Source organism: Halorubrum californiense DSM 19288, assembly GCF_000336875.1.
In the GTDB taxonomy this organism is placed as follows: domain Archaea; phylum Halobacteriota; class Halobacteria; order Halobacteriales; family Haloferacaceae; genus Halorubrum; species Halorubrum californiense.
The window spans coordinates 1-24167 of the sequence record NZ_AOJK01000077.1 but is presented as its reverse complement, the minus strand read 5'-3'; the positions used below and the strand labels follow the sequence as shown (position 1 = coordinate 24167).

The window sequence follows — 24167 nt, the reverse complement described above, 5'->3', positions numbered from 1 at the left end:
ACCGGCGGCGGCGCGGTCGCCGCCGCACCCCGCGCGGCGGCCGCGTCGACACTCCGCGCTTTTTATGCGTCGCTCGACCCTCCGCCCACACAACGAATGGTCCGGCTCGTTCACTACTCCGACATCGAGAACGTCTTCGACGCCCCCGAGCGGGCGGCCCGGCTCGCCGGCCGGATCCGGGGGCTCTCGGGCCCGGACGCCGCGGTCGTCGGCACGGGCGACACGACCGCGCCGGGCGTCCTCTCGCTGGTCGCGACCGGCAGGCAGGTCCTCGACTTCTACGAGGCGACCGACACCGTCTTCGACACGTTCGGCAACCACGAGTTCGACTACGGCCCCGACGCGCTGCGCGGCCTCGTCGCCGACGCCCCCGCGACGTTCGTCTCCGCGAACGTCCGCGACGAGGCCGACGAGCCGTTCGGCCGCGACGAGGGTGTCGTCCCGTGGGCGACCCACGAGGTCGACGGCGAGACGGTCGGGTTCGTCGGCGTCACCGACCCCGCGACGGACTCGCTGAACCCGATGGCCGCCGACCTTTCCTTCGACGACCCCGTCGCCGCGGCGCGCGACGCGCTCGCGGAAATGCGGACCGCGGTCGCCGAGCGCGGGGACGGGGAAGTGGATTCAGGGAGCGAGGAGGACGCGAGCGGAGGGCGGGCAGGCGTCGGCCCGCTCGATCACGTCGTCGTCCTCTCGCATCTCGGCGCGGGCGACGACGATCTCGCGCGCGAACTCGACGTCGACGCGATCCTCGGCGGTCACGTCCACAGTCGCCGGAACGAGGTCGTCGCGGACACCCGCCTCGTCCGGCCCGGTGTCAACGGAGAGACGGTGGCCGAGATCGACCTCGATTCAGAGCCGCCGACCGCGACGCTCCACGAGCCCGACGGGGCCGACCCCGCGCCGGGGCTCGCCGACGCGCTCGCCGAGCGGATGGCCGCGGCCGACCTCGACGAGACCGTCGACGTCGTCGACCGACCGATCGAGCGCTCCGGCGACGTGGTCCACGGCGGGGAGTGCCGCGTCGGCAACTTCGTCGCGGACGCGTTCCAGTGGGTCCACGACGCCGACGTGGGGCTCTCGAACGCCGGCGGGCTCCGGCAGGGCGACCCGTGGGCGGGCGACGTGACGAAGGCGGACCTCATCTCCCTGATCCCGTTCGAGGAGCCGGTCGCGCTCGCCTCCGTCACCGGCGCCGAGCTCCACGACGTGTTCCGCGAGATGGCCGCCCCGGACGTGGACTTCGGCGAGGAGGACTGGTGGCACGGCCACGTCTCGAACGCCCGCGTCGTCTGGGACGACGACGCCGAACTCATTCTGGAGGCCACCGTCGGGGGCGAGCCCATCGACCCGGACGCGCGCTACACGGTCGCCGTCTCGGAGTACCTGCTCCACTCCGAACACGAGTACCCGACGCTCGGCCAGCGCCACCGGATCGACGAAGCGGACATCCAGTACGAGGTGTTGGCCGCCTACGCCCGCGAACACGGGATCGCCCCCGAGATCGAGGGCCGGATAGAAATCCGGAACCGCGCCCCCGCGGCCGATGACGACGACTGACGAGACCGCGAGGACCGCTCGTTTATAAAGGGCCGCCGTCACGCGGCGCGATCGGATTACCGATTCCGGGAGTCGGTCAGCGGGAACACGCCGACGTCTTCCAAGAACCCTACCCAGTGCGGGTAGGTACACGTTTCGACGAGCCGGCCGTCTTCAAACGTGTTGAGTTCGAGGCCGTCCATCTCTATCGTCTGGCCGGTCGGTTCGACGCCGTTGTACTCGCCTTCATGCGTTCCCGTCATGGTCCAGCGGACCGTGACAGCGTCGCCGTCCTCGCCGACGACCACGTCGTCTACCCTGAACTCCATGTCAGGGAACATCTCTCGCGTGGTGCGAACGAGGTCCTTGTAGAGTTCCGCGCCGCCCGTCTGGACCTCGCCACCGCGGGTAAAAACGAACGTATCGGCGACGACCGCATCGACCACATCGAGTTCCCCGTCTGTCCATGCCCCCTCGAATAGCCGGCGCATCCGCGTGGCGTTTGATACGTCAGCCATCGTCCGACGATGGTCCCGTTCATACAAATGTCACTTGTTCGTTTCTTGATCCGCTGGTCAATCGGCAGTTGAGACAGCTCCCGCGTCACATACCGCGGGTGTACCGTACCCTTCGATTTGCGAGCCCTCTGTATCGGCCGCACCCGGTCAGAATGCGTCGGTTCTCGTGGATTTCAGCAGAACCGCCGCTCCGCGAGGAACTCCGTGTGAACACCTGACACCGATTTCTGAAAAGAAACTATGTGAACTCACGAACTCCGCCGCGTCCTCGCCTCACTCCAACTCGATCTCGACATCGCGCTGGATCCCGGCCGCCTTCACCGTGTTATACAGCAACATCGCGCGCGTCATCGGTCCGACGCCGCCGGGGACGGGCGTGATAGCGCCCGCGACTTCCTTCGCCGACTCGTACTCCACGTCGCCCACCAGCTCGTACCCCTTCTCGGTGTCGGCGTCGACGCGGTTGATCCCCACGTCGATGACGGTCGCGTCCGCCTTCAGCATCGAGCCGTCGACGAACTCCGGGATCCCCGCGGCCGCGACGACCAAGTCCGCGTCCGCCAGTTTCTCCTCCAAGTCCTCCGTCCGAGAGTGACAGACCGTCGTGGTCGCGTTGCCGGTCGGGGACTTCTGGATCAGCAGGTTCGCCATCGGCTTGCCGACGATGTCGGAGCGGCCGACGACGACCGCGTCCGCGCCCTCCGTCTCCACGTCGTAGGCGTCGAGCAGCTTCTGGACGCCGTGGGGGGTACAGGGCTTGAACCGCGCGTCGCCCGCGACGAGCCGGCCGACGTTCTCCGGGTGGAAGCCGTCCACGTCCTTCTCTGGGTCGATCCGTCGGAGGACGGTCCGCTTGTCGACGTGGTCCGGGAGGGGAAGCTGAACGAGGATCGCGTGAACGTCGTCGCGGTCGTTGAGGTCGTCGATCGTCTCGTACAGTTCGCTCGCGGGCGCGTCGGCGTCGATCTCGACGTGGAAGCTCTCGATGCCGACCTCCTCGCAGTCGCGCTGCTTCATCGAGACGTACGTCTCGCTGGCGGGGTCGTCGCTCATCAGCACCGTGGCGAGGCCCGGCGCGACGCCCGCGTCGGACAGCCGCGCTACCTCGTCGGCGACCGCGTCGCGCACGTCCGCCGCGACCGCCTCCCCGTCGATGATCTCGGTCATATACGGCCGTCGGCGGCCCCGAGGTAAAAATGACGCGGGATCGTGGTCATCGAACGCGTTTTATCTCCAGTTTGATCCAAGTATGCAGATCGTTTACTCCGGGAACAGTTCCGCCTCGCGCTCGACGGCGTCGATGGCGGCGACCTCGGACCCGGTCAGTTCGAGGTCGGCCGCGGCGAGGTTCGCGCGGAGGTGTGCCTCGCTCGACGCCTTCGGGATCGTCACCACCGGATCCTTCGCGGCCGCCCACGCGATCGCGACCGTCTCGGGCGTCGTCCCGTGCGCCTCGGCGACCTCGACGACGGCGTCGATCTCTCTCACCCGCCCGCCCGCGAGCGGCGAGTACGCGACGACCGGGTAGCCGTGTTCGCGGGCGTGTTCGAGGAGTTCCGGGCCGAAGAACAGCGGGTGGAGTTCCGTCTGGTGGGCCGCGGGCGGCCGGCCGAGAACCTCGATCGTGCGGTCGAGATCCGGGAGTTCGAAGTTCGAGACGCCGACGTTCCGCACGAGCCCGTCGTCGACCAGTCGGTCGATCGCGGGCAGCGTCGCTTCGGGGTCGTAGTCGCCGCGCGGGCGGTGGACGTACAGCAGGTCGAGCGCGTCGACCCCGAGTCGGGCCGCGCTCTCGCGGGCCGCGGGCCCGACCGCGTCGGCCGCGAGGTCGTCGATCCACAACTTCGTCGCGACGGTCACGTCGTCGCGGTCACGGTTCCCGGCCGCGGCGCCGGCGTCCCCAGCGAGCCACGTGGCCAGCCCCCCGCCGACGACTGCCTCGTTGTCGTAGATCCGGGCGGTGTCGAGGTGGCGGTAGCCGAGTGAGAGCGCGGCCGCGACCGCGTCCGGATCGTCGATCCCCATCGTGCCGAGGCCGACAGGCGGGAGTTCCATGCGAACGGCTCGCGCGAGGCGATTCAAAAGCGGTTCGGACCGTCACCGCGTCAGCGACACCGTCCGCTCGACGACCTCGTACCCCTGCGCCGCGAGCGCGTCGGGGTAGTAGCGGTCTCCCACCCACCCCTGCGGGAGCCGGCGGAGACCGAACCGCCGCGTCGGCTCCAGTTCGACGTCGACGACGCTTCCCCCGTCGGCCCCCCCGCGGACCGCGACCGCGTACGACCCCCACGGGCGACCGTTCGCGGTCCCCTCGATTTCGACGGTCGCGACAGGCGGATCGTCGGGAGCGCTTCTGCCGACCGGAGCGACCTCGTCGACTGCGTCCCCCTCGGTCACGTCGACGGAAATTTCGAGTTCGACCGTTCTGAGACCGAAGAGGTAGGAGAACTCGTAGGTCGCGGCCGTCCCGGACGCGCTTCCGTCGTCGGAGTCGGGCGGGGCGCTCCCGCCGTCGACGCTCCGGACCTCGTCGGCGATGCCCCACTGGAACGCGAGGTTCGGTGGCGTTGACGACCCGAACTCGCGGACGACCGCCGCGGGCGACGCGTCCGCCCGGAGGCGGGTCGAGCCGCGCCGTCGGTAGACCGGCGCGCGGAGCGCAACTACGAGAACGGTGCCCACTGCCACACCGGACCAGAACGAGAGGACGGCGGTCGCCGAGAGGAACGCGGCGACGACGAGCAGCGCGAGCGTCCAACTGACGGCGCGCTCCGCGCGGCGGTGGCGGGCGACGACGGATCGCACGTTCGACGCGTCTCGGTCGGCGGCTGGGCTCGCGGAGGGCGAGGACATGGTCGCGTTTCGGAGACCGACCACATGCCCGTTTTGGTCGACGTGGCTGCCCGGGAGTCGGCCGTCGGCTCAGGCCCCGCCGTCGGGGTCGGCCGGCGCTCGCCCGCAGATGCTCACGAGGTCGTGGAGGTCGTCAATCTCGTAGGTCGGGTGGCAGTCCAGTTCTGTCGACCGCCGGTGCGGGCGGCGGAGGAACGCGGAGTCGATGCCGGCGTTGTCGGCCGCGCGCACGTCCGACTCGTTGTCGCCGACGAACAGCGCCGTCTCCGCGCCGAGGTCTTCGAGGGCGCGCTCGATGTAGTACGGCGAGGGCTTCTTCCGCGAGAGGCTCGCAACCGAGGGCTCGCGGCCGTACGCGACCTCGAAGTGGCCCGCGAGCCCGAAGTGGTCGAGGAGGGCGTCGACGGTCGCCTGCTGGTTCGAGGAGACGACGCCGAGCGGGGCGTCCAGCGCGCGGACGGCGTCGACGTCGTCGTACGGCGTCTTCTGCCCCTTCCGTGCGGCGTCGATCTGCGCCGCGGCCGCGGTCTCGTCTCTGACCCGCCAGAACTTCGCGGGGTCGACTCCGTAGCGCTCGCAGATGTCCGTCAGGGTGGCGGGGTCGACGCCGACCGCGACGTCGTCGACGTGGGCCAAGTCCGGGTCCTCGACGCCGAGACTCACGAACGCGTCCCAGGCGGCCTCGCGGAGCGTGTCGAACGGCGTCCGCCCGACCAACACCCCGTCGTTGTCGAGGACGACGGCGTCGTACACGCGTCTCCGTGGGTGGGTAACGGGCAAAAAGGTTTCACACGCCGAGTAGGCGGGGCCTCACGGCCCGCGGGAGTGTCTTCACACGCCGAACAGCCGGAAGAAGAGTCCGGCCAGCAGCGCGAGCGTGCCGGCGATCACCCCGACGAAGGGGATCGGAGCGGGGAGCGGGATCACGATCAGCGCGACGCTGACGGCGATCAGCGCGGTCGAGAGCTTCACGGGATGGCTTCGCCGTCGACGCTGAAATACCTTCAGGCGGATTGCGCGCGGCTGACGACGGCCCCCGGCGCGCGCGACGACTCCCGCACTTTCAATACCCGGCCCGTCGAATCCCCAGATTGGACTATGAACATCTCTGATATCGCGGTTCCGGAATACGTCGAGGTTGACATCGACGAGCGGCTCGCCAAGGTCCGTTCTATCTTCGAGCGAGAGAACCCGAAGGGGATCGTCGTCGTCGAGGACGGCGAGTACGCCGGCGTCGTCGGCGAGAAGCAGCTCATGCGCTCGCGCATGGAGGACGACACGAAGGTGTCGGCGGTGATGAAGCCGGCGCCCTCGGTCGACCGCCACGAGGACGTCCGCGAGACCGCCCGGCTCCTCGTCGAGGGGGACGTGAAGATCGCGCCCGTCTACGAGGGCGAGAAGCTCTACGGGATCGTCACGGTCGACCAGATCCTCGAGGCCGTCCTCGACAGCCTCGACGCGATCACCGTCGGCCAGATCGCCACCGAGGACGTGATCGGCATCGGCGAGACGGAGAGCGTCGGCCGCGCCATCAACCGCCTCCGCGAGAACGGCGTCTCCCGGCTGCCCGTCCTCGACGACGACGGCCACCTCGTCGGCGTCGTCACCACGAACGACATCGTCGAGTTCGTCGTCCGCGATCAGGAGCGGCAGGGCAGCGGCGACCGCGCGGGCGACATCGACCGCATGCTCGACATCCCCGTCTACGACATCATGTCGAGCCCGGTCGTCACGGCGACGAACGACGAGACCGCGCAGGCGGTCGTCGAGCGCATGTTCGACAACAAGGTGTCCGGGCTGGTCGTCACGCCCGAGGGCGCCGACACCGTCGCCGGGATGGTGACGAAGACCGACGTGTTGCGTGCGCTCACGTTCACCGAGCGGGACTCGATGGACGTCCAGATCACCAACGTCGACCTGCTGGAGGGGACCTCCCGCGAACACATCGTCGAGTCCATCGAGCAGGTCGCGGACAAGTACGCGGACATGCACGTCATCCACGCGCACGTCCGCCTCCACGCGCACAAGGAGAAGCTCCGCGGCACCCCCCTGATCCAGTGCCAGATCCGCCTCCGAACCAACGAGGGCCAGGTCGGCGGCTCCGGCGAGGGGTACGGCGCCGAACACGCCTTCCACGTCGCGCTCGACAAGCTGGAGCGGAACGTCCTGGAGATCAAGGGCGTCAACGCCGACGAGGAGTACCGCGGCCAGCTCCTCCGGAAGCTCGGCGAGCTGTGAGCCGGTAGGCGCCCGAATCGGCGGGCGCGGTCGTCACGCCGACGGATCCGGATCGATCGCCGCGAGAATTCCGGTCTTCGTCTTCGCTTTCTCCGCCGTCCACTTCGATTCGTCTCTCGTGACCCTCAGGCGTCGGTCCCCTCCGCGAGCCCGTCGCCGACGATCCGGAACGTCGCGGTGTCGCCGGCGGGCTTCGATCGGTGTTTTTCGAGGGTGGCCCGACGGTTCCCGCCGCGGAACCGGTCGACGCGGAGGATGGCACCGGTCCAGTGGTTGAGGGTGTTGCCGCCGAGCGCGCGGTCGCGGTCGCCCTCGGGGTCGGTGAACACCTGGTTCGTGATCACGACGGCGACGTCGTGACGCCGGGCTAGCGAGAGGAGGTGCGTCACCTGCTTGGCGACCTTGCGGAGCGACTCGCCGCCCTCGGTGTCGCCGGCGCGCTCCAGCCGGTAGAATCCCGTCGCGGAGTCCAACACGATCAGCTCGACCTCCTCGGCGAGCTCCTCGGCGTCGCGGACCGCCTCGCGCTGATCGTCGAAGTCGTACGCCTCCGAGATCACGAGCCGCGAAGCGAGCGCTTCGAGCGTGTCCTCGCCGTCCCCCCGGTCGAGCCGCCCCTCGGCCATCTGTTCGAAGCGGTCGATCGAGAGCCCCTCGGTGTCGATGTAGAGGGCGCGGTCGCCGCCGGCCGCGACCTCGACCGCGGCGGCGAGCGCGAGGTTCGTCTTCCCCGCCGCCGGCGGCCCGTACACCTGCGTGACGACGCCGCGCTCGAAGCCGCCGGCCAACAGCTCGTCGACCGGGCGACAGCCGGTCGGGATCGGATCGCTCACTACCGGGCGGTTCGCTCGCGCTCGTATTTAAACGGTCGATCGTGCCGCTCGTCGGGCGAGCCGTCTCGCGTCGGAGAGTGCCGTCTCGTATCGAAGAGAGCCGTCGCTCGTCGAGGTGTGATAAGTGTGAAAGAAGCGGAGATAGGCGCCATTCGCGTCGAACGACGGCCGAAATCCGGTGTTGCGTGCGGACGCGTCGTCCGCGATTCAGAGATTAGTTGCGGACGAGGTTCGTCGCGCGCGGTCCCTTGGGGGACGATTCGATGTCGAATTCCACTTCCTGACCCTCCTCGAGGTCCGGGCCGCCGACGTCTTCCATGTGGAAGAACACGTCTTCGTCGTCGTCGAGGTCGCCGTCGTCAGTCGAGATGAAACCGTAGCCGCCAGTGTCGTTGAAGAAATCAACCTTACCGTTTGCCATTGCGAATATACGTACAGCCCGTTTGGGTATAACCCTTGCGAGGGTCACGGTACCACGGAGGTTCCGGACGTTCGTCTATCCGGGAAAGGCCGAATCCCGCCGCGTTTCGGGGCGCTCCGGCCATCGTTCTATCGCTCTCGGTCGTGTTCAGCGCGCGCCACCAGGCGCGGGGTTCATTTACGAGCGACCACGTAGGTCGGACAACGACATGGACCGCCGCCACTTCCTCCGTTCGCTCGCCGCCACCGGGACCGCCGCCGGCGTGACCGCCACGGCCGGCTGTGCCGGCGTCCTCGGTGACTCCGGTCCCGAGGGGACGATCCTCGACGCGCCGGAGCAGACCCGCGGCGATCCGGTCCACCCGATTCAAGGCGACGAGATGCCCGAGTTCACCGTCCCCGACCCGATTTCGGGCGAGGAGATATCGACGGCGCAGTTCGAGGGCGAGCGCGCCGTCCTGTGGACGTCCTTCTACACGAACTGCCCCGACGGCGTCTGTCCGGCGCTCATCCTCCGACTACGGCGCGCGCAGGAAGTCGCCGCCGAGGAGGGGTTCGGTGACGAGGCTGCCTTTCTCCCGCTCACCTTCGATCCCGAGCGCGACACCGCGGACGTGCTCCGCGAGTACGCCGCGCAGCGCGGCGTCGACCTCGACGCCGGCAACTGGCACTTCCTCAGACCCGAGAGCTACGAGGCGGGCGTGGAGCTGATGGACGAGAACTTCGGACTCAAGATCCAGAAGACGGACGGGTCCGAGTACGAGGACTTGGAGTACGCGTTCCCGCACTACGGACTTATCCTGCTCGTCAACAAGCGCGGCATCGTCGAACGCGCGTACCCGCGCGGGCCCGCCACCGACATCGAGCGGATCGTCGACGACTTCCGACGGGTGGTCACGGCGTGAGGCGACGGCACCTGGTGGCCGGACTCGCGAGCGTTGGGGTCCTCGGCGGAGCGGGTGCCGTCGCGACCGGGGGCGTGCCGGACTCGCTCGGCGGCGACGCTCCGGAGCCGGTCGAGCCGGTGACGCTCGACACGGTCGACGCGCGGGGCAGCCGCGACGGCGAGGTGACGCTCCCGGCCCCCGACCGGCCGACGTTCGTCGACTTCTTCGCGACGTGGTGTAGCCCCTGCGTCGAGCAGATGCCCGATCTGATCGAGGCGCACGACCGGCTCGGCGACGAGGTGCTGTTCGTCTCGGTGACCCCCGAGGACGTCGGCGGCTCGGTGAGCGAGGAGACCGTGGCGGAGTGGTGGCGCGAGAACGACGGCGACTGGCTCGTCGCGGCCGACGTCTCGGCCGAACTCGCGGCGCGGCTGAACGTCGGTGGGTATCCGAGCGCCCGCGCCATCGACGCCTCCGGGCGCGTCCGGTGGGCGACCTCCGGGACGCACACCACCGAGGAGTTCGTCGCGGGCATCGAGCGGGCGCTGGACGGATGACGGAGCGGGTCGACCGATGAGCGAACCAACCCACCTATGACCGACGTCTCGCTCGCGACGAACGTCCCGTTCGCCGTCACCGCGGGCGTCGCAACGTTCTTCTCCCCGTGCGCGTACCCGCTCCTGCCGGGGTACGTCGGCTTCTACGTGAACTCCGTCGAGGCGGACTCCGCGTCCGTCCTCGGGGCGGGGGTGCGCGGGGTCGCGGCCGCGCTCGGCGTGCTGGCAACGTTCGCGCTGCTCGCGGGCGCCACCGTCCGGATCGGCTACTCGACCCTGTCGAACATCACGGTCTTCGAGACGCTCGTCGGGGGGCTCCTCGTCGCGTTCGGCCTGCTCGTCGTCGCCGGGCGCGCGCCCTCGATATCGGTGCCGCTGCCGGAGCGGCGGTCGAGCGTATTCGGCTTCGGCGTCTTCGGCGCCGGGTACGCGCTGGCCGGGGCCGGCTGCGTCGCGCCGGTGTTCCTCGGCGTCGTCGCCCGCGCCGTCGCGCTGCCGTCGGACACGGCGGCGCTCCTCCTCGCCGTCTACGGCGGCACCGTCGCCGTCCTGATGGCCGCGACCACCGTCGCGACGGGCGTCGGCCTCGTCAGCAACGCAAACCGGGTGATGGCCCACGCCGGCCTGTTGAAGCGGGTCGCGGGCGCGGTGATGATCGTCGCGGGGATCGGTCAGCTGTACCTCTCGCTGGTCGTGTACTGAGGCGGTGCCGCGTGGCGAGCCCGGCGAGGGCGTCCCCGACTCGTGCGGTTTCTTCTCACGTCTCCCGTAGATTCTTAAGCGATACCGGGGAACTTTGCCATAGCCGAACCGAGACGGTTCGGTCCCCGCACCATGAATCTCGATCAGTTCACCGCCGAGAACGCACCGACCGACAGCGCGGAACCCTTCCAGCGCGAGAACAGCTACACCCTCGACGTCGAGGTCGCCGGTACCGTCATGGCGAAGGCGGGCTCGATGGTCGCGTACACGGGCGACGTGTCGTTCACGGGCAAGGCCTCCGCGGAAGGGGGAATCACCGGCTTCCTCAAGGAGGCCGCGACCGGAGAGGGGACGCCGATCATGGCCGTCGAGGGCGACGGCAACGTCTACTTCGCCGACGACGGCAAGAAGGTCCAAGTGATCGAACTCGGCGCCGGCGAGTCGATCACGGTCAACGGCGAGGACGTGCTCGCGTTCGAGGAGTCGCTCTCCTACGAGATCAACACGATCGACAGCCTCGCCGGGGCGCTCGCGGGCGGGTTCAGCAACGTCTACCTCGAAGGGCCGGGGTACGTCGCGCTCACCACCCACGGCGACCCGATCGTCTTGGAGCCGCCGGTGGCCACCGACCCGAGCGCGACGGTCGCGTGGGGCGGTACCTCCCCGGACGTCGAGGTGAACCGCAGCCTCTCGGACATGATCGGTCAGGAGTCCGGCGAGCGCTACCAGATGCGCTTCGACGGCGACGGCGGCTTCGTCGTGGTCCAGCCGCGGGAAGAACACGTCTAAGTCGGAGGTCGGCCGCGCCGCGTCCGCTACCGCACTTCCCTCTTTATCGCGCCGCCAACCAGTCGGCGAAGTCGCCGGTGAGGAAGGTGACGTAGTCTGAGATACCGAGGAGTAACGAGACGAGAATGACGATAGCGACAGGGATCCGAACGACCCAGATCCACGCGACGTCGAGGCCGCGGACGTCTGCGATCCCCTTTCGGAGCTCCTCGCGGCCCAGATCCGGGACAACCCAGCCGACGAACAGCGCGAGCAGCAGCGAGCCGAGGACGAGGAGGATGCCGTCCGCGAGCCCGTCGTACAGGCCCAGGAAGATGGAGTCGATGGTGACCGGCACGCCGAGCAGGAACACGGCGGTGCCCACCGCGGCCGCGGCCGGTACGCGGGCGACGCCGAGTTCGTCGATGAGGTAGGAGACGAGCACTTCGAGGATGCTGATCGCCGAGGAGAGCGCGGCGATGCCGACCATGCCGAAGAAGACGATCCCGAGGATCCGGCCGCCGGGGATGCCGGCGAACGCGGCTGTGAGGCTCACGAAGATTGCGCCCGGGCCGCCCGCACCCGGCTCGATGCCGACCGTGAAGAGGACCGGAAAGACGACGAAGCCGACGAGGACCGCGACGAGCGTGTCGAGCGTCGCGATGATCCCGGCGTCGGCGGCGAGGTTCCGGTCCTCGCCGAGGTAGGAGGCGTAGGTGATCATCACGCCCATCCCGAGCGAGAGGGTGAAGAACGCCTGTCCCGCGGCGGCCGGCAGGATCTCCGTCCAGTTCGCGGCGATCGTACCGAAGTCCGGAGAGAGGTAGTAGCTGTACGCCGCGCTCGCGCCGTCGAGCGTGAACCCGTACGCGGCGAGGCCGAGGAGTAGGATTAGGATGACGGGGATCATCACCTTCACGCTCAGTTCGATCCCGCGCCGGACGCCCGCGGCGATGATGCCGATCACGAGCAGCATGAAGAACGCGTGGAAGACGAGCGTGTCGAGACCGGTCGAGACGGCCCCGTACAGCGCCTCCGCCTCGCTCGGGTCGGTCAGCGTGTAGCCTTCCGTGATCCCGATGAGCATGTAGCGGAGGAACCAGCCCGCGACGACGCTGTAGTACGAGAGGATGATGAAGCCGGTGACGACGAACAGCCACCCGGCGCGCGACCAGACGCCGCTCCCCAACTCTCGCAGCGCGCCGACGGGGTTCCGCTCGGTCCGCCGCCCGATGACGAACTCGACGAGGATCGCCGGGAAGCCGATCAGCGCGACGAACGCCAAATACGTGATCAGAAACGACGATCCGCCGTACTGGCCGGTGATGAACGGGAACCGCCAGACGTTTCCGAGGCCGACCGCGCTGCCGACCGCGGCGAGGATGAACCCCATCCGCGTCGCCCATGTCTCGCGTGCCATTGGTGTCAAAGAGAGATCCGCAACCGTGTAAAAACGTGTCTCTCCGTCGCTCTCACCGACAATCATCGAACATGATCAATCGGGCACCGGTATCGCTGAGCGGTCTCACCTCGGTCGGCGGCGAAATCGCCGGGAACCGCCGCGGAGCGAGGTCCGAGGCCGGTCCGCGTCGGGGACCGTGAATTTAATAGCCGGACAGGAACCTCTCGGGGTATGGAACGCGTAGACGTCGCGATCGTGGGCGGCGGGCCGGCCGGATCGTCCGCGGCGCACGCGGCCGCGACCGACGGCGCGGAGGCGCTGGTCCTCGAGAAGGGCGTCCCCCGGGCCGACCGCGACCGCCTCGGTCCGGACTCGACCGACGCGGCCGGGATCTTGGACTACTGGGTGGACATCATGGGGATCCACCCTGACGAGTTCGACGACGGGGTCGTCCAGCGGGAACTGAACCGCGCGGAGTTCCGTGGGCCCGAGGAGTCGGCGACGCTCACCTCGACCGGCATCGACTCCTCGTACGACAAGTTCGGGTACACCTTCCAGCGCGCGCGCTTCGACGACTGGCTCCGCGACCGCGCCGAGGACGCCGGCGCCGAGTACCGCGTCGGCACCTCGGTCCGGGGCGTGGACACCGATCTCTCGGCGGCGCCCGGCGACGACGACCCGCGTCACACGCTCGAACTCGCGGACGGCGGCACCGTCGGCACCGACTTCGTCGTGCTCGCCGACGGTCCCCAGCGCACCGTGACGAACCGCGTCCTCGACGAGTACCTGCCCGCGGACGCGCAGGCCTCCGAGCGGCTGGCCTCCCGCACCGCGAACCACATCGCCTACCAGGAGTACCGGCGCGTTCCAGAGGAGGTGTTCGAGGACGTGAACGACGCCATCGTCTTCTGGTGGGGCGTGATGCCCGGCGAGACGGCGTATCCGTGGGTCTTCCCGAACGCGGACCGCGTCTGCCGGGTCGGGCTGACGATGCCGATCGGCCTCGACATCGGCGAGGTGGACGCGTCCGAGTACGCCCTCCTCCGCGAGGACGACGAGTCGATCCCGCAGGGCGGCGAGTACATCCGCCGACTGCTGGAGTGGCAGTACGGCGACGAGTACGACATCGATGAGGAGTTCCCGGTCGTCGAGGACGCCGGGAAGCGGAACGGGACGGAGACGTACCCCATCTCGTCGACCCGGCCGATCGACTCGCCGGTGGACGCCGGCATTGCGGTCGCGGGCGGCGCGATGGGGACGACCTCGGCGTTCCACGAGGGCGGCGACCACGTCGCGGTCCGCACCGGCGCGATCGCCGGGGAACTCGCCGCCGAGGGCGATCTGGCCGCGTACAATCGCCGCTGGAAGGAGGCGATCGGCGACGAACTCGTCCGCAACGTGACGATGGCGGACATGGTCGCCGACTACGAGCCGGCCGACTGGAACCGGATCATCGGCGCGGCCGACGCGATGCTCGACGCCGAGGCGGGCGGGAACCTGCTCTCGCAGCCGTACCGCTCCGGCTGGGAGTCGGCGAAGCTACTGCTCGGCTACAAGTGGAACAAGCGGCGAGTGAAGAAGGACTACGTCGGCATCGACGAGAGCGAGTACGTGTACTGACGCGGCGTTCGAGCGGGATTCTGCGCGCTACTGACGGGAGGGACCCCGTTACCGGATCACCGGCGCCGCCAGATCGACGGGCTCGGTCTGGATCCCCGGGAGGTCCACCGGTTCGACCTCGTGAGTCGGCCACCGTCCCGTCTTCGTGAGCCGTTCGGTCAGGTCGGACGTGACGAGGTGCGTGTCCTCGCTTTTCGTCCCTCGAACCGTGGGATTCCACGCGTACCCCATCGGTCGTCGGACCGGCTCGTCGCCGTCCGGGGTCGCGAACCACTCCCGACCCGCGAACCCGGCGGCCCCGCCTTGGTGGTGTTCCTCCCACTCGTCGGCGAAGCCGACCGCGTCGTACGCGTCTTGAATGGCCGCGAAGACGTCGCCGGCCGTGTCGGGAGCGTCATTGGTACCCTCGCCGGAGAGCGTCCCGGCCGCGGCGGCCTCCGTGGCCCGGACTGCGGTCGCCTCGACGCGCGCCGCGGCGCGGTGGCGCTCCTCGAACCAGTCCGGGGCGTCGAACGCGACGGTGCGCGTCATTGAGGCGTACAGCCCCGCGCGCTCGGCGGTGACCGACACGAGCGCGTAGTCGCCGAGGGCGGCGTCGCTCGGCGTGTAGTGGCGGAACGCCTGTGCCCGCTCCGCGCCGCCGACAAGGACGACCGGCGTGTCCACGTCGCGGGAGGCCAGCGAGATGTCGATGCCGGCCGCGACCTCGTACTCGGGGTCCTCCGGTTCGAGATTCCGGCAGACGGTCTCGACGGCGGCCGCGACCTCGCGGCCCAGCTCGCGGTACCGCTCGACGTCGTCGTCGGTGAGCGGCTGCCTGAGCCGGCTCCCGTCGACGCTCTCGAAGCCGGCCACGTCGAAGTCCGCGGCCGCGGGGGCGAGCGAGCGCTCGGCGACCGCCTCCGCGAGCGAGTCGGCGTGCCACGGGAACGACTCGACCGCGAACCCGTCCGGGAGCTCCTCGTCGGCGAGCCGGTCCGCCTCGATGTTGTCGGTTATCACACGGAGTTCGCCGTCGTAGCCGGCGGCCGCGACGCCCGTCGTCGCGTCGGCGTCGACGACGTTGTCGCCGCCGGTGAGCCACGCGAACCCGTTGGGGCGCGCGAACCAGACCGCTTCGAGCCCGCGCTCGTCGAGGTACGCGTCGAGCCGCTCCGTGCGAGCGTCAAGGTCGACCATACGCACGGACTGTCGGCGAGCGGGTAAAAACGGTCGAAAACCGTCGCGCCGTCGACTTCGGAGGCCTGCCGTCGCCCGATCGAGGGGCGGTCACGCGCCCCGTCCCGAACCCCGAAACGAAAGGTTCAATTATGTCCCCCGGAAACGACGAGATGCGTCAGTAAGCCCCTGCGGGTTGGTAGTCTAGTCCGGTTATGACACCTCCTTGACATGGAGGAGGCCGGCGGTTCAAATCCGCCCCAACCCACTCGCGCTACGCGCGTTTCTCAAGGAGACTGTCCCCGCGCCGTACCGGGGCTTGTTCCTTCCAGCGTTCTCAATTGAACTGCGCAGCAACGCTTCACGTCTCACCACAGGGCCGTACGGCGATTCACGCTTAAGGAGACACGGAAGTGATAATAAACTGCCGGTAACTGCGCATTCACGGAAATTGCCGACGATCGCTCTACCGCCAACTGAACAAATTCAACAAAACGCATCTGGAGCCAGTCTCTATATAAACCACTTATATCTCTATTTCGTCGTCCCACCGATTACTGCGATTCTCGCAACATAACTTATCAGGTGGGGGGTTGTCTCTCTCAAGCCGAGGGTCAATCAGATTGTACAGGACTACATCAATCACCACCGATTCAGCAAAACGGACGAATCTGGAAGCGAGCCACTATTTAAATCCCGGAAATCAAATTAATAGTACAACTGTGTGATATATTTTAGATATTCAATTGTAAAAACAGTATCAGGATAGCTACCTGTTTATTTTTGTACATTCATTTTGGGTGTATTTTTAATTACATTAACTGATGTAAGTTTATCCAGTCCGCGCGGAGCTTCTACGTACTCGATCCGTTCTTGTGGATACAACCGGATACTTCCGTCCAGCATCCGTATCTTTGTCCACGTTCCTTGTTGACTATATTTCACCGAGTTGCATGTTAGCTTCTTTTCTTCATTTTTAATATGAACAAATATTTGATCAGACTCTAATTCTTCAACATCTTCGATTGAAGCTCCACAGTTTTTACAGAACTCTTTTGATGGGTCTACTACATTTCCGCAATCAGGGCACGTAGCCATGTAAATAAATAATGTGATGTATCCAATTAAAACTAACGCATATTAATAACATAGTGAGACGTATCGTGCTATTAATTTCAGTTCATATTAGAATTTAGTTAGAAAGTTTGAAAACCAAATAAATATACCAATCGATCAAATATTTAATTTAATATCAAAATTAATTATGTATAGAACACAAAGAGACGGATATATTGGAACAAATCTGTATTCATCTAACTTATAAATCACATTTGATTTCTGTAGTAAATTTAAATAAATGGAAATAGATTCCCAAAGGCCACCAAAGTAACTAAAATCATTAACAAAGTCATTCCAACTGTAAGATATATCATTATTTTGCCGCCAGTTTTTAATTTTGATACGAAACCGCCAGAGGATGTGTCTGTATCTTCTTCTTCTTCAGGCCCTTCATCGACATAACCACATTCATGACATTCCTTCCCGCTTGTAACCTCAGTCCCACATTCGGGGCAGTACCATGACATATCAAACCAACACACGAACTGTTATAGGCATATGATATAAATATTGCCCTTTATTGGGTCAAAGCGTATATTATAGTTTGATGAAAAGATGCGAAATATTTCCCATATTTGGGAACGTTCCCGAATACGGACATCAATAAACAGCGCGCGCATGTAAGAGCGATATGGCACGACGCGCTCTGTTGACAGATCGAGAGCGGGAACTCATTAAGGGAGAGAGTGAGTCGGACGATGGCCTTCGGTATCAGGCTATCTCTCGCATTCGTCGTAAGATTGAGGCTGAGATGACGACTGACGTGGAGATACTGCGGGAACATCATCCCGATCTCTACGCGGAACTTCGAGAGGTCGTGTGTGATCCTGAACGACCATCGCATTGAGGCGGCGGGAAAGCAACACGACTCGATGGATCGAACCTCCAGTTGAAACATTGCCATGTGCGCTCGCTACATATATATGTAAGTCTCTCCGAGAAATTTCTCGTCTGGAGTCTGGAATTTGAGTTACTGAGCTGGTCGATATTCCCCGCATTGAGTTCTCGGAAACGGGGAGTATGGATGGCCGCGACAGTTACTTGTCTTCCTCTCACATGACTCTATGACGTACCACCGGGGATTCATCGCGGAACGAACCAGCTACATGAATCGGTTACTGCTTCCCCCAAGGAACAATGCATTGAGGGGGAAGAACTCCCCCGCTCAATGCGTTGGAATATCGAACGAGTAACCCAGCGACTTATTCTACTCCGTGTTCGGGAGTCTCCTGCGGAGACGAATCCCGACTCAATGCGTTCCTACTCCTCAATCGATAATTCCGAAGGTCGTTGGGTAGGTCACATATGGTTCCTTATGTGGTGAACCCAATGACTTCAGGGATTGAACATCACACATCTCTCGAAGTCTCCACCACACCACTCCCACTCAGTCGCTCCCTGATGCCCAGTTCCCACAGACTTCGTGACATTGTTCTGCCCCTCCATCTTATTGAGCCAATTAATAACGTAGGACTTGTTGCTGTCTGTCTCAGTAGCGATCCGCTTCGCAGTACATCCTGACGAGTTCTCCAGTACTTGTACGAACCCTGCTTGCTTGCCGGTAGCTGAACGGTACTTTGTCCTGATCTCCTCATCAACGAGCATCCTCGGAAGTGCGTCCGACCACACATATACAGTAGCTCCGGAGTCAGGATCGTCAGGATTTCGTGCGTATCTCCCCGCGGCTTGTGCGAGATTATTCTCCCGGACTGAAGCCAGAATCTCTCTTGCTACCTCTGCGTCTGGGCCAACGAAGTCACGACCGGTCGCTCGTTTTCGTTGTCCTGACTCCGTTATCATTCGTCTTGGTTTTGCGTCCATTTCGCGGAGGGCAAGCAGATCAAGAATATTTTCGTCACCGGGATCGATACATCCAACGAGCAACCCGATCTCCTCGTTCGAGAAGTCGTTGCGACTTTTCTGTTCACCGTAGTGCATCGTCTTCGGCTTCTCGATACCTGCGTCAGCCATCATCTGTCGAACGTCCTGTTCAACACTACTTGGAGAGATACACGAACGGAATGCCTCGCCGTGTAGTTGCCGTATTTTCTGGATAACCGCTTCTCCTCGTGTTTCGCCGGCACCCTCTCCCCAACCCTGCGTATATGACCGAGTTGCCTCTCCGAGTTGCTTGATTTCCAGCCCTCGCTCGTTTCGTCGCCACCAATTACGGTCGGCGAGAGGCAACACTGCCGCTCGTGAGAGGTTGTCAACGGTGTTGATCTCCCACCGGGTCTCTGAGGGGAACGCATCAAGGCCGATGACACAGCGGGCTTGGGAAAGGTCTGGAGTATGCTGGATATGTCGAATCTCACCGCTTACTCCTTCCAGCACAACCTCAATGCGGCCGTCTCGTCCATGGTAGCGTTCTGCGCAGACTTCCTGCGAACTGAGGATAGCACGCCCGATAGCGGGAGCCAATCGGTGGGTTTCTTCACGTCGGAATAGCCACTCCTTACTGACCTCGTCTTCGAAGTGTTCTCTTAGCTCTCCTTTCAATTCAGGATGATCACGAACAGCGGCGTTCTTGAGATCAATCATCGCACGGGTTACATCGGAACGATGATCAAGTAGGTTGGTCGTCGCCTGCTGAAACTGCTCTCTTTCGTCGCTTTTGAATGAGAACCCAAACTCCGGACGTTCATCGAAGACCACATTCGCCCCCTCAATGAGGTCGTCAACGTGAGCGAAATTCGACGTCGTATGTAGTACGTCGTAACCCGGTTCATCGTCGCTGTCTGAAAGTCCCCACCATTGAGTGACAGCGTCGCAATCCTCTCCGCAGGGTAGATCGCAATGTCGCGCCAATTGGTGGTGAGCTTTCTGGAATGTGATATTACGCACGTTACACATCCAGTCGAACCACTTCGAGGGAGTGCGACCGTTTGGAGCGGTCAACTCGCCATCGCAGTTTCCTGCGGCTACAGGACACGCATCAGTCCGACCACGTAGCACGCGATATTCCACACCGGGTTCCTCCCGACTTTTTTCGACAGCGTCCTCCCTCGCCTTCTTCGTCTGGTGGATATGGATGACCGGCTCACCGCCTGTGATTTCGGGATAGTCACGCCATCGTGTCGTCGCAATTTGGTAGGTCTTACCGACCGAAGTCGGCGCATCGATGAGCGTATTCTCTCCGGCTTGGAGCGCCGAGAATAGCGTCTCTTCGAGACGATCACGCGCTTCGTTGGTAGTAACCCTGTTCGGAGAATCAGTCGGTTCGTCATAGCTATCGCTGTTCGAGATTGAATCTGTAGTCATATTTCTGGTTGCGGTAGAAGTCTCTCTGTGGTTCGTTCTATTCCCCTCAATGCGTCGAAGCTGTCGAAAAAAATAGCGTAGTTCCGACTCGGCGGATGGAGAATCCCGCGAGAGTATGCCTTCACCCTAAAGACAACGTCCAGGGTTAAATAGGTGCCGAAAATCGCAGACTGCGTCGATGTAGCCGTGAAATGATCAAAGAGATAGAGCATGGTCTTGGGCACTCGAACCCCAGGAGTTGCGGGCAAGATGTAGTTGAAAAAACGGAGTTGCTACTCCATCCCAAACTCTTCGCGGCGAAGTTCCCGCTTTTCACTCTCCGTCCGAGCATCGTAGTGCTTCTCCAGCGTCTTTACCGAGACGTTCATCCTATCGGAGAGGAGTTCCTTCGTGTGGCCGTCGTTGAGCCATGCCGTGATCGCAGAACGACGAATTGCGTGAGGCGGAACTGAACCAGGACACCGTGCCGCCGCGTCCCGTCGCTGTGAGGCTTCGCAACTATCCGGATCCCTATCGTGGGGACAGCTGTCCGCGTACACGCAGGGTCGCGTCATCGAGTTGATGTGGCCGCGTATGTTCGATCGAACCGGACGACCTTGTTCCGTAGTGATCAGCGGTTTTCGTCCGTGGTCATCGGTTACGTCGTGCCTGTACATCTCGACGTAGTCGTCGATCACGTCGCACACCCACTCGTGGAGGTTCACTTCACGTTCGGCTCCGTGCTTGTTCTTGAGCGGTGTACCAGTCTCTGCACGATGTTCCACCTCAATGAACTGTTCCTCTAAGTGGTAGTCTTCGAGATCGATCGCTCGGAGAGTTCCTACACGGAACCCCGTGTCCCACAGGAGCGAGAACACCGTATGTTTCAACGTCCCGTGTTCGTACTTCTGGAGGTACTGGAGGATCTGTGCCGCCGTCTCCGAGTCGATCATCGTGTCCCGAGAGTCGTCTTCGGGAACCGGCATTAGGATGTTCTCCGCGAGGCCTTCCACCAGACTGCGTGATTCACACCATCGGAGAAAAACGCGGAGGACAGTCATCTGGTTGTAGAGTGTGACTTTGTTGATGCCGTCCTCGTCCCGGCGGTGGATCTTGAAGTCGGAGATATGGAACCCGTCGAGTTCGTTGACGTAATCCAGACCTTGGGCCTCACACCACTCAATGAACTGTGACAGCAGAGATGAGTGGTTGTAATAGGTGGACTCGGAAATGTCCCCCCGGCGTTCGTTTAGATACCGTTCTACTGCGCGTTCGGGTTCGATTTGTCGGGTCATCGGTGTTTCCGAATCGCCCGACCCTGTGTGGTACGTGCGCGGCGTTATACCGCAGATCTCGACTCGTCTGGAGCGCCGAACCCGCCGCAGGCGGGCACGAGAGGCGCTGAGGAGGCCGACGGTTCAAATCCGCCCCAACCCACTTTCTTGCGACCGAAACTAAACGACAGAGAGAGGCGCTTGTACCATCGGTCGGAAAGAAGATATTCCCGGATCATCGTGGCAGGTATCAGAAAGTCGGGAGATCCGTGACCCGATGCGAAGTTTCTTTTACTTCACCACGGAGGATATCGGTAGATGAGTGACCGAGGCGGTCGAGCGCCGGACCGGGCCGAATCGCCGACTTCGAACGGTGGCGCGGCGGATTCGCTCGCTCCGGCGCGGTCGAGCTCGGTCGACGACGACGACGGATCGGCCGGCCGGCTTGTCGTCGTCTGCGGGCTTCCCGGCGTCGGCAAGACGACTGTCGCCGAGCGGATCGCCGACCACGTCGACGGGCGGATCCGGCGGACCGACGTGATACGCAAGGAGCTGTTCGACGACCCCGAGTACACCGACGCGGAGACCGAGGCCGTCTACGCCGAACTCCTCACTCGCGCCCGCGAGGACGTCGACGCCGGCGGCGCCGTCGTCCTCGACGCGACGTTCGCGGACGCGCGATTCCGGGCGGACGCCCGCGAGACGGCCGCCGCGGCCGCCGCCGAGTTCGACCTCGTCGAGGTCGCCTGCGACGAGACCGTCGTCGAGCGCCGGATCGAACGCCGCGACGGGATCAGCGACGCCGACTTCGAGATCCACCTCCACTTCAAGGGGCTGTTCGACGAGGTGGCGAGCGACCACGTCGTCGTCGACAACTCCGGCGCGGAGGCGGAGACGTTCGCGCAGGTCGACGCCGCGTTCGGCGAGAACGCGTCCGGCGAGGAAGCGTCCGACGGAGAGCCGTCCACGGAGCGCGACGACCGCTCCGCGCCGGTCACCGACGCGGAATGAACCGTCGTCAGTGCGGCCCGAGAGGGTGCTAACAGATCTCGTGACGTGGGCACACACGCGTCTCCCATCACTTATACGGGCGAGCGCACTACGGGTGGTATGAGCGAAAACTCCGGGCGGAAGAATCTCCGCATGCCGAACGACGACGAAGTGTTCGCCGTGGTGACCGAGCACCTCGGCGGCAACCACGTCCAGCTGCGATGCGCCGACGGCGAGGAGCGGCTCGGCCGGATCCCCGGCCGCATGAAGTACCGAACGTGGATCAACGAGGGAGACGTAGTCCTCGCCGAGCCGTGGGACTGGCAGGACGAGAAGGCGAACGTCGAGTGGCGGTACGACGACGAGGACGCGGACCAGCTCCGCCGCGAAGGCCACATCCAGTGAACTACCCCACCCTACCGCTCGCCTGACGGCTCGCGCTTGAGGGTGGGGCTTCCTGCTTCCACGACGCGCTTTGCTGACACCGAATTGGTGNGTGAACTACCCCACCCTACCGCTCGCCTGACGGCTCGCGCTTGAGGGTGGGGCTTCCTGCTTCCACGACGCGCTTTGCTGACACCGAATTGGTGTCCGTAGGGAACGCAGTCTCCACAGGCGTTGATTCGGAGCGTCCCGCTCCTAACTGCTTCATGCCGCGAGAAAGGATATTCCACGCCGCATTCGCGTCCCTGTCTGCCTCAAACCCACAGGCAGGACAAGAGTGTTCACGCACCCACAACGGCTTCTCCGTCTCCACGCTACACGACGCACACTCCTTAGTCGTCCCCGCCGGGTCTACTGCCACGAAGTGCGCCCCCTCGCGTTCGCACTTATATTCGAGTATCCGCAGGAACGTCCCCCATGCCACACCTGCTCGGTTGCGCGAGTTACCCGGCAGTTCAACCAGTCCCTTCGCATCCAAGTCCTCCACGGCAACCAAGTCGTATTCGGTAGCGTAGTAGTTCGACAACTTGTGGAGAAAGTCACGTCGCTTTCGCTTGAGGTCGGCGTGGCGCTTTGCCACGATTCGGCGTTGTGTCTCCCAATTCGCAGAGCCGTGTTCTTTCCGCGAGAGGTCTCGCTGTGCGCTTTCCAACCGTTCGCGTTCGTCTGAGAGGTCGGGTGATTCGACAGCTGTGCGGTCAGTATCGTGTGCGTACTTGAGAATCCCTACGTCGATACCGACGCACTTCTCGGGATTCTCGGGTTTCTCCGGCGGGTCGTCGGGAGTCTCGACCCCGAGGATGGCGTACCACTTCCCGGTGGGTTCCTGCTTGACCGTGACGGTCTTGATTTCGGCGTCGTCGGGCAGGTCACGGTGGAAGGTGAGCGGGATTTCTCCGAGTTTCGAGAGCCACAGTCGAGCCCGACCGCTCGTGTCTTTGAGCTTGAAGCCGGATTGACTGTAGGTGAAACTGCGGTACTCGCTTGGTGATTTCCAATTGAGTGTTCCGACGTGGTAGCCGTTCTCTTTGCGACCACGGAGCGTTGAGAGGTTGTCGTATAGCCGCTGAACGACTTTTTGAAGAACCTTCGAGTGAACGTCTTTCAGGTCATCCCACCACTCTTTGAGATCAGGGAGGCGCTTCTGCTCGGAGTATGCCGAGGCGTCGTCGGTTCGGTTGAGTCGGTGGAGAAAGTGGTTATAGACCTGTCTACAAGTATCGACAGTCCACGCTAACTGGTCTTTGAGCGCGTCGGCCGGGTGGAGCCGATACCTGTAGTTGTAGTTCATCTGTCAGGGCTATTCGTCGGTGGGTTCGCTTGTTCGGACGATTTTCACGTCTGCGCCACGCCAGTCCCTCGGGACGAGGACGTGAGCGCCGTTTCCGGTGGCTTTCGCCGTCCCTGCGATGACTTCGTGGCCTTCTATTTCGTGCCTATCCATCACCCGAGTTTAAACATTGTATCAACATAAATGTGCCCATGCGTGGGCCTGTGGGCCAAGCGTCGAACGTGTTTGCGAACTGTGCGGCGCTGTATCCCCTCCCTACTCGCTCCCTTCGGTCGCTCCTTGAGGAAGGGGCCTTAGCGCCTCAATTCAGGTAA

At 64.0% G+C, this 24167-nt stretch carries 26 protein-coding genes and 1 tRNA gene; 11 read left to right on the top strand and 16 right to left on the bottom strand.

Features of this window, described 5'->3' with window-relative positions:
- The first annotated feature begins 96 nt into the window (after nt 1–96).
- Nucleotides 97–1560 (top strand): bifunctional metallophosphatase/5'-nucleotidase, encoded by a 1464-nt coding sequence (locus C463_RS16315; RefSeq protein WP_008445989.1) that lies wholly within the window; start codon nt 97–99, stop codon nt 1558–1560.
- Nucleotides 1561–1616: 56 nt separating this feature from the next.
- Here the strand turns inward: C463_RS16315 and C463_RS16310 are convergent, their stop codons facing one another.
- From C463_RS16310 to C463_RS19330, 6 genes are all read right to left on the bottom strand, one after another.
- Nucleotides 1617–2057, bottom strand: coding sequence for an ester cyclase (locus tag C463_RS16310; RefSeq protein WP_239638927.1), 441 nt, complete (start codon nt 2055–2057; stop codon nt 1617–1619).
- Between the two features lie 273 nt (nt 2058–2330).
- A complete protein-coding gene (locus C463_RS16305; RefSeq protein WP_008445985.1) occupies nt 2331–3224 on the bottom strand; it encodes a bifunctional 5,10-methylene-tetrahydrofolate dehydrogenase/5,10-methylene-tetrahydrofolate cyclohydrolase in 894 nt (297 codons plus the stop codon).
- A 93-nt stretch (nt 3225–3317) separates the two neighbouring features.
- Complete coding sequence (locus C463_RS16300; RefSeq protein ID WP_008445983.1) at nt 3318–4112, bottom strand: aldo/keto reductase; 795 nt, start codon at nt 4110–4112, stop codon at nt 3318–3320.
- A 42-nt stretch (nt 4113–4154) separates the two neighbouring features.
- Entirely contained in the window at nt 4155–4910 is a 756-nt protein-coding gene (locus tag C463_RS16295) for a hypothetical protein (protein WP_049906078.1), read from the bottom strand.
- A gap of 69 nt (nt 4911–4979) precedes the next feature.
- Nucleotides 4980–5663, bottom strand: a complete 684-nt coding sequence (locus C463_RS16290) for an HAD family hydrolase (RefSeq protein WP_008445978.1) — start codon at nt 5661–5663, stop codon at nt 4980–4982.
- 78 nt (nt 5664–5741) lie between these two features.
- Entirely contained in the window at nt 5742–5882 is a 141-nt protein-coding gene (locus C463_RS19330; protein WP_167539455.1) for a hypothetical protein, read from the bottom strand.
- A gap of 126 nt (nt 5883–6008) precedes the next feature.
- Here C463_RS19330 and C463_RS16285 point away from each other — a divergent pair, with 126 nt between their 5' ends.
- Nucleotides 6009–7148: a CBS domain-containing protein gene (locus tag C463_RS16285; RefSeq protein ID WP_008445976.1), complete on the top strand. Its 1140-nt coding sequence runs from the start codon at nt 6009–6011 to the stop codon at nt 7146–7148.
- Nucleotides 7149–7273: 125 nt separating this feature from the next.
- Here C463_RS16285 and radB read toward each other — a convergent pair whose 3' ends face one another.
- Both radB and C463_RS16275 read right to left on the bottom strand, forming a co-directional pair.
- Entirely contained in the window at nt 7274–7981 is a 708-nt protein-coding gene (radB, locus tag C463_RS16280) for a DNA repair and recombination protein RadB (RefSeq protein WP_008445975.1), read from the bottom strand.
- Nucleotides 7982–8195: 214 nt separating this feature from the next.
- Nucleotides 8196–8402 carry a cold-shock protein gene (locus tag C463_RS16275; protein ID WP_004595330.1) on the bottom strand — a complete coding sequence of 69 codons (207 nt, stop codon included), beginning with the start codon at nt 8400–8402 and terminating at the stop codon, nt 8196–8198.
- 208 nt (nt 8403–8610) lie between these two features.
- On the opposite strand from C463_RS16275, the gene C463_RS16270 reads away from it, so the two are divergent.
- The 4 genes from C463_RS16270 to C463_RS16255 all read left to right on the top strand — a co-directional run bounded on the left by C463_RS16270 (nt 8611) and on the right by C463_RS16255 (nt 11336).
- Nucleotides 8611–9306, top strand: coding sequence for an SCO family protein (locus tag C463_RS16270; protein WP_008445972.1), 696 nt, complete (start codon nt 8611–8613; stop codon nt 9304–9306).
- Complete coding sequence (locus C463_RS16265) at nt 9303–9845, top strand: TlpA family protein disulfide reductase (protein WP_049906077.1); 543 nt, start codon at nt 9303–9305, stop codon at nt 9843–9845. Before C463_RS16270 ends, C463_RS16265 begins: the two co-directional genes overlap by 4 nt.
- A gap of 36 nt (nt 9846–9881) precedes the next feature.
- Nucleotides 9882–10547, top strand: a complete 666-nt coding sequence (locus tag C463_RS16260; RefSeq protein ID WP_008445967.1) for a cytochrome c biogenesis CcdA family protein — start codon at nt 9882–9884, stop codon at nt 10545–10547.
- 132 nt (nt 10548–10679) lie between these two features.
- Nucleotides 10680–11336, top strand: coding sequence for an AIM24 family protein (locus C463_RS16255; protein ID WP_008445965.1), 657 nt, complete (start codon nt 10680–10682; stop codon nt 11334–11336).
- A 43-nt stretch (nt 11337–11379) separates the two neighbouring features.
- Here the strand turns inward: C463_RS16255 and C463_RS16250 are convergent, their stop codons facing one another.
- The gene (locus C463_RS16250; protein WP_049906076.1) at nt 11380–12735 is read right to left on the bottom strand and encodes a sodium-dependent transporter; all 1356 of its coding nucleotides are present in this window, start codon (nt 12733–12735) and stop codon (nt 11380–11382) included.
- A gap of 213 nt (nt 12736–12948) precedes the next feature.
- On the opposite strand from C463_RS16250, the gene C463_RS16245 reads away from it, so the two are divergent.
- On the top strand, nt 12949–14337 hold the full coding sequence (locus C463_RS16245) for an NAD(P)/FAD-dependent oxidoreductase (protein WP_008445962.1): 1389 nt from the start codon (nt 12949–12951) through the stop codon (nt 14335–14337).
- A 48-nt stretch (nt 14338–14385) separates the two neighbouring features.
- On the opposite strand, the gene C463_RS16240 is transcribed toward C463_RS16245, so the two are convergent.
- Nucleotides 14386–15516 (bottom strand): M24 family metallopeptidase, encoded by a 1131-nt coding sequence (locus C463_RS16240; protein WP_008445961.1) that lies wholly within the window; start codon nt 15514–15516, stop codon nt 14386–14388.
- A 172-nt stretch (nt 15517–15688) separates the two neighbouring features.
- Here C463_RS16240 and C463_RS16235 point away from each other — a divergent pair.
- Nucleotides 15689–15763, top strand: a tRNA-Val gene (locus tag C463_RS16235).
- A gap of 509 nt (nt 15764–16272) precedes the next feature.
- Here the strand turns inward: C463_RS16235 and C463_RS18885 are convergent.
- Together C463_RS18885 and C463_RS18880 are read right to left on the bottom strand one after the other, a co-directional pair.
- Complete coding sequence (locus C463_RS18885; RefSeq protein ID WP_137695690.1) at nt 16273–16593, bottom strand: zinc ribbon domain-containing protein; 321 nt, start codon at nt 16591–16593, stop codon at nt 16273–16275.
- 251 nt (nt 16594–16844) lie between these two features.
- Nucleotides 16845–17081, bottom strand: a complete 237-nt coding sequence (locus C463_RS18880; protein WP_137695689.1) for a hypothetical protein — start codon at nt 17079–17081, stop codon at nt 16845–16847.
- 164 nt (nt 17082–17245) lie between these two features.
- Between C463_RS18880 and C463_RS20235 the strand changes: the two genes are divergently transcribed.
- Complete coding sequence (locus C463_RS20235) at nt 17246–17461, top strand: hypothetical protein (RefSeq protein ID WP_080510871.1); 216 nt, start codon at nt 17246–17248, stop codon at nt 17459–17461.
- A gap of 488 nt (nt 17462–17949) precedes the next feature.
- On the opposite strand, the gene C463_RS16225 is transcribed toward C463_RS20235, so the two are convergent.
- Nucleotides 17950–19875 (bottom strand): hypothetical protein, encoded by a 1926-nt coding sequence (locus C463_RS16225; protein ID WP_049906074.1) that lies wholly within the window; start codon nt 19873–19875, stop codon nt 17950–17952.
- 272 nt (nt 19876–20147) lie between these two features.
- Complete coding sequence (locus C463_RS16220) at nt 20148–21149, bottom strand: tyrosine-type recombinase/integrase (RefSeq protein WP_008445959.1); 1002 nt, start codon at nt 21147–21149, stop codon at nt 20148–20150.
- Between the two features lie 297 nt (nt 21150–21446).
- On the opposite strand from C463_RS16220, the gene C463_RS16215 reads away from it, so the two are divergent.
- Nucleotides 21447–22139, top strand: a complete 693-nt coding sequence (locus C463_RS16215; RefSeq protein WP_008445957.1) for an AAA family ATPase — start codon at nt 21447–21449, stop codon at nt 22137–22139.
- 99 nt (nt 22140–22238) lie between these two features.
- Nucleotides 22239–22523, top strand: a complete 285-nt coding sequence (locus C463_RS16210) for a translation initiation factor eIF-1A (RefSeq protein ID WP_008445956.1) — start codon at nt 22239–22241, stop codon at nt 22521–22523.
- Between the two features lie 106 nt (nt 22524–22629).
- On the opposite strand, the gene C463_RS16205 is transcribed toward C463_RS16210, so the two are convergent.
- Together C463_RS16205 and C463_RS18875 are read right to left on the bottom strand one after the other, a co-directional pair.
- Nucleotides 22630–23853, bottom strand: coding sequence for an RNA-guided endonuclease InsQ/TnpB family protein (locus C463_RS16205; RefSeq protein ID WP_008445955.1), 1224 nt, complete (start codon nt 23851–23853; stop codon nt 22630–22632).
- Between the two features lie 9 nt (nt 23854–23862).
- Nucleotides 23863–24006: a DUF2080 family transposase-associated protein gene (locus C463_RS18875; RefSeq protein WP_137695800.1), complete on the bottom strand. Its 144-nt coding sequence runs from the start codon at nt 24004–24006 to the stop codon at nt 23863–23865.
- Nucleotides 24007–24167 lie beyond the last annotated feature (161 nt).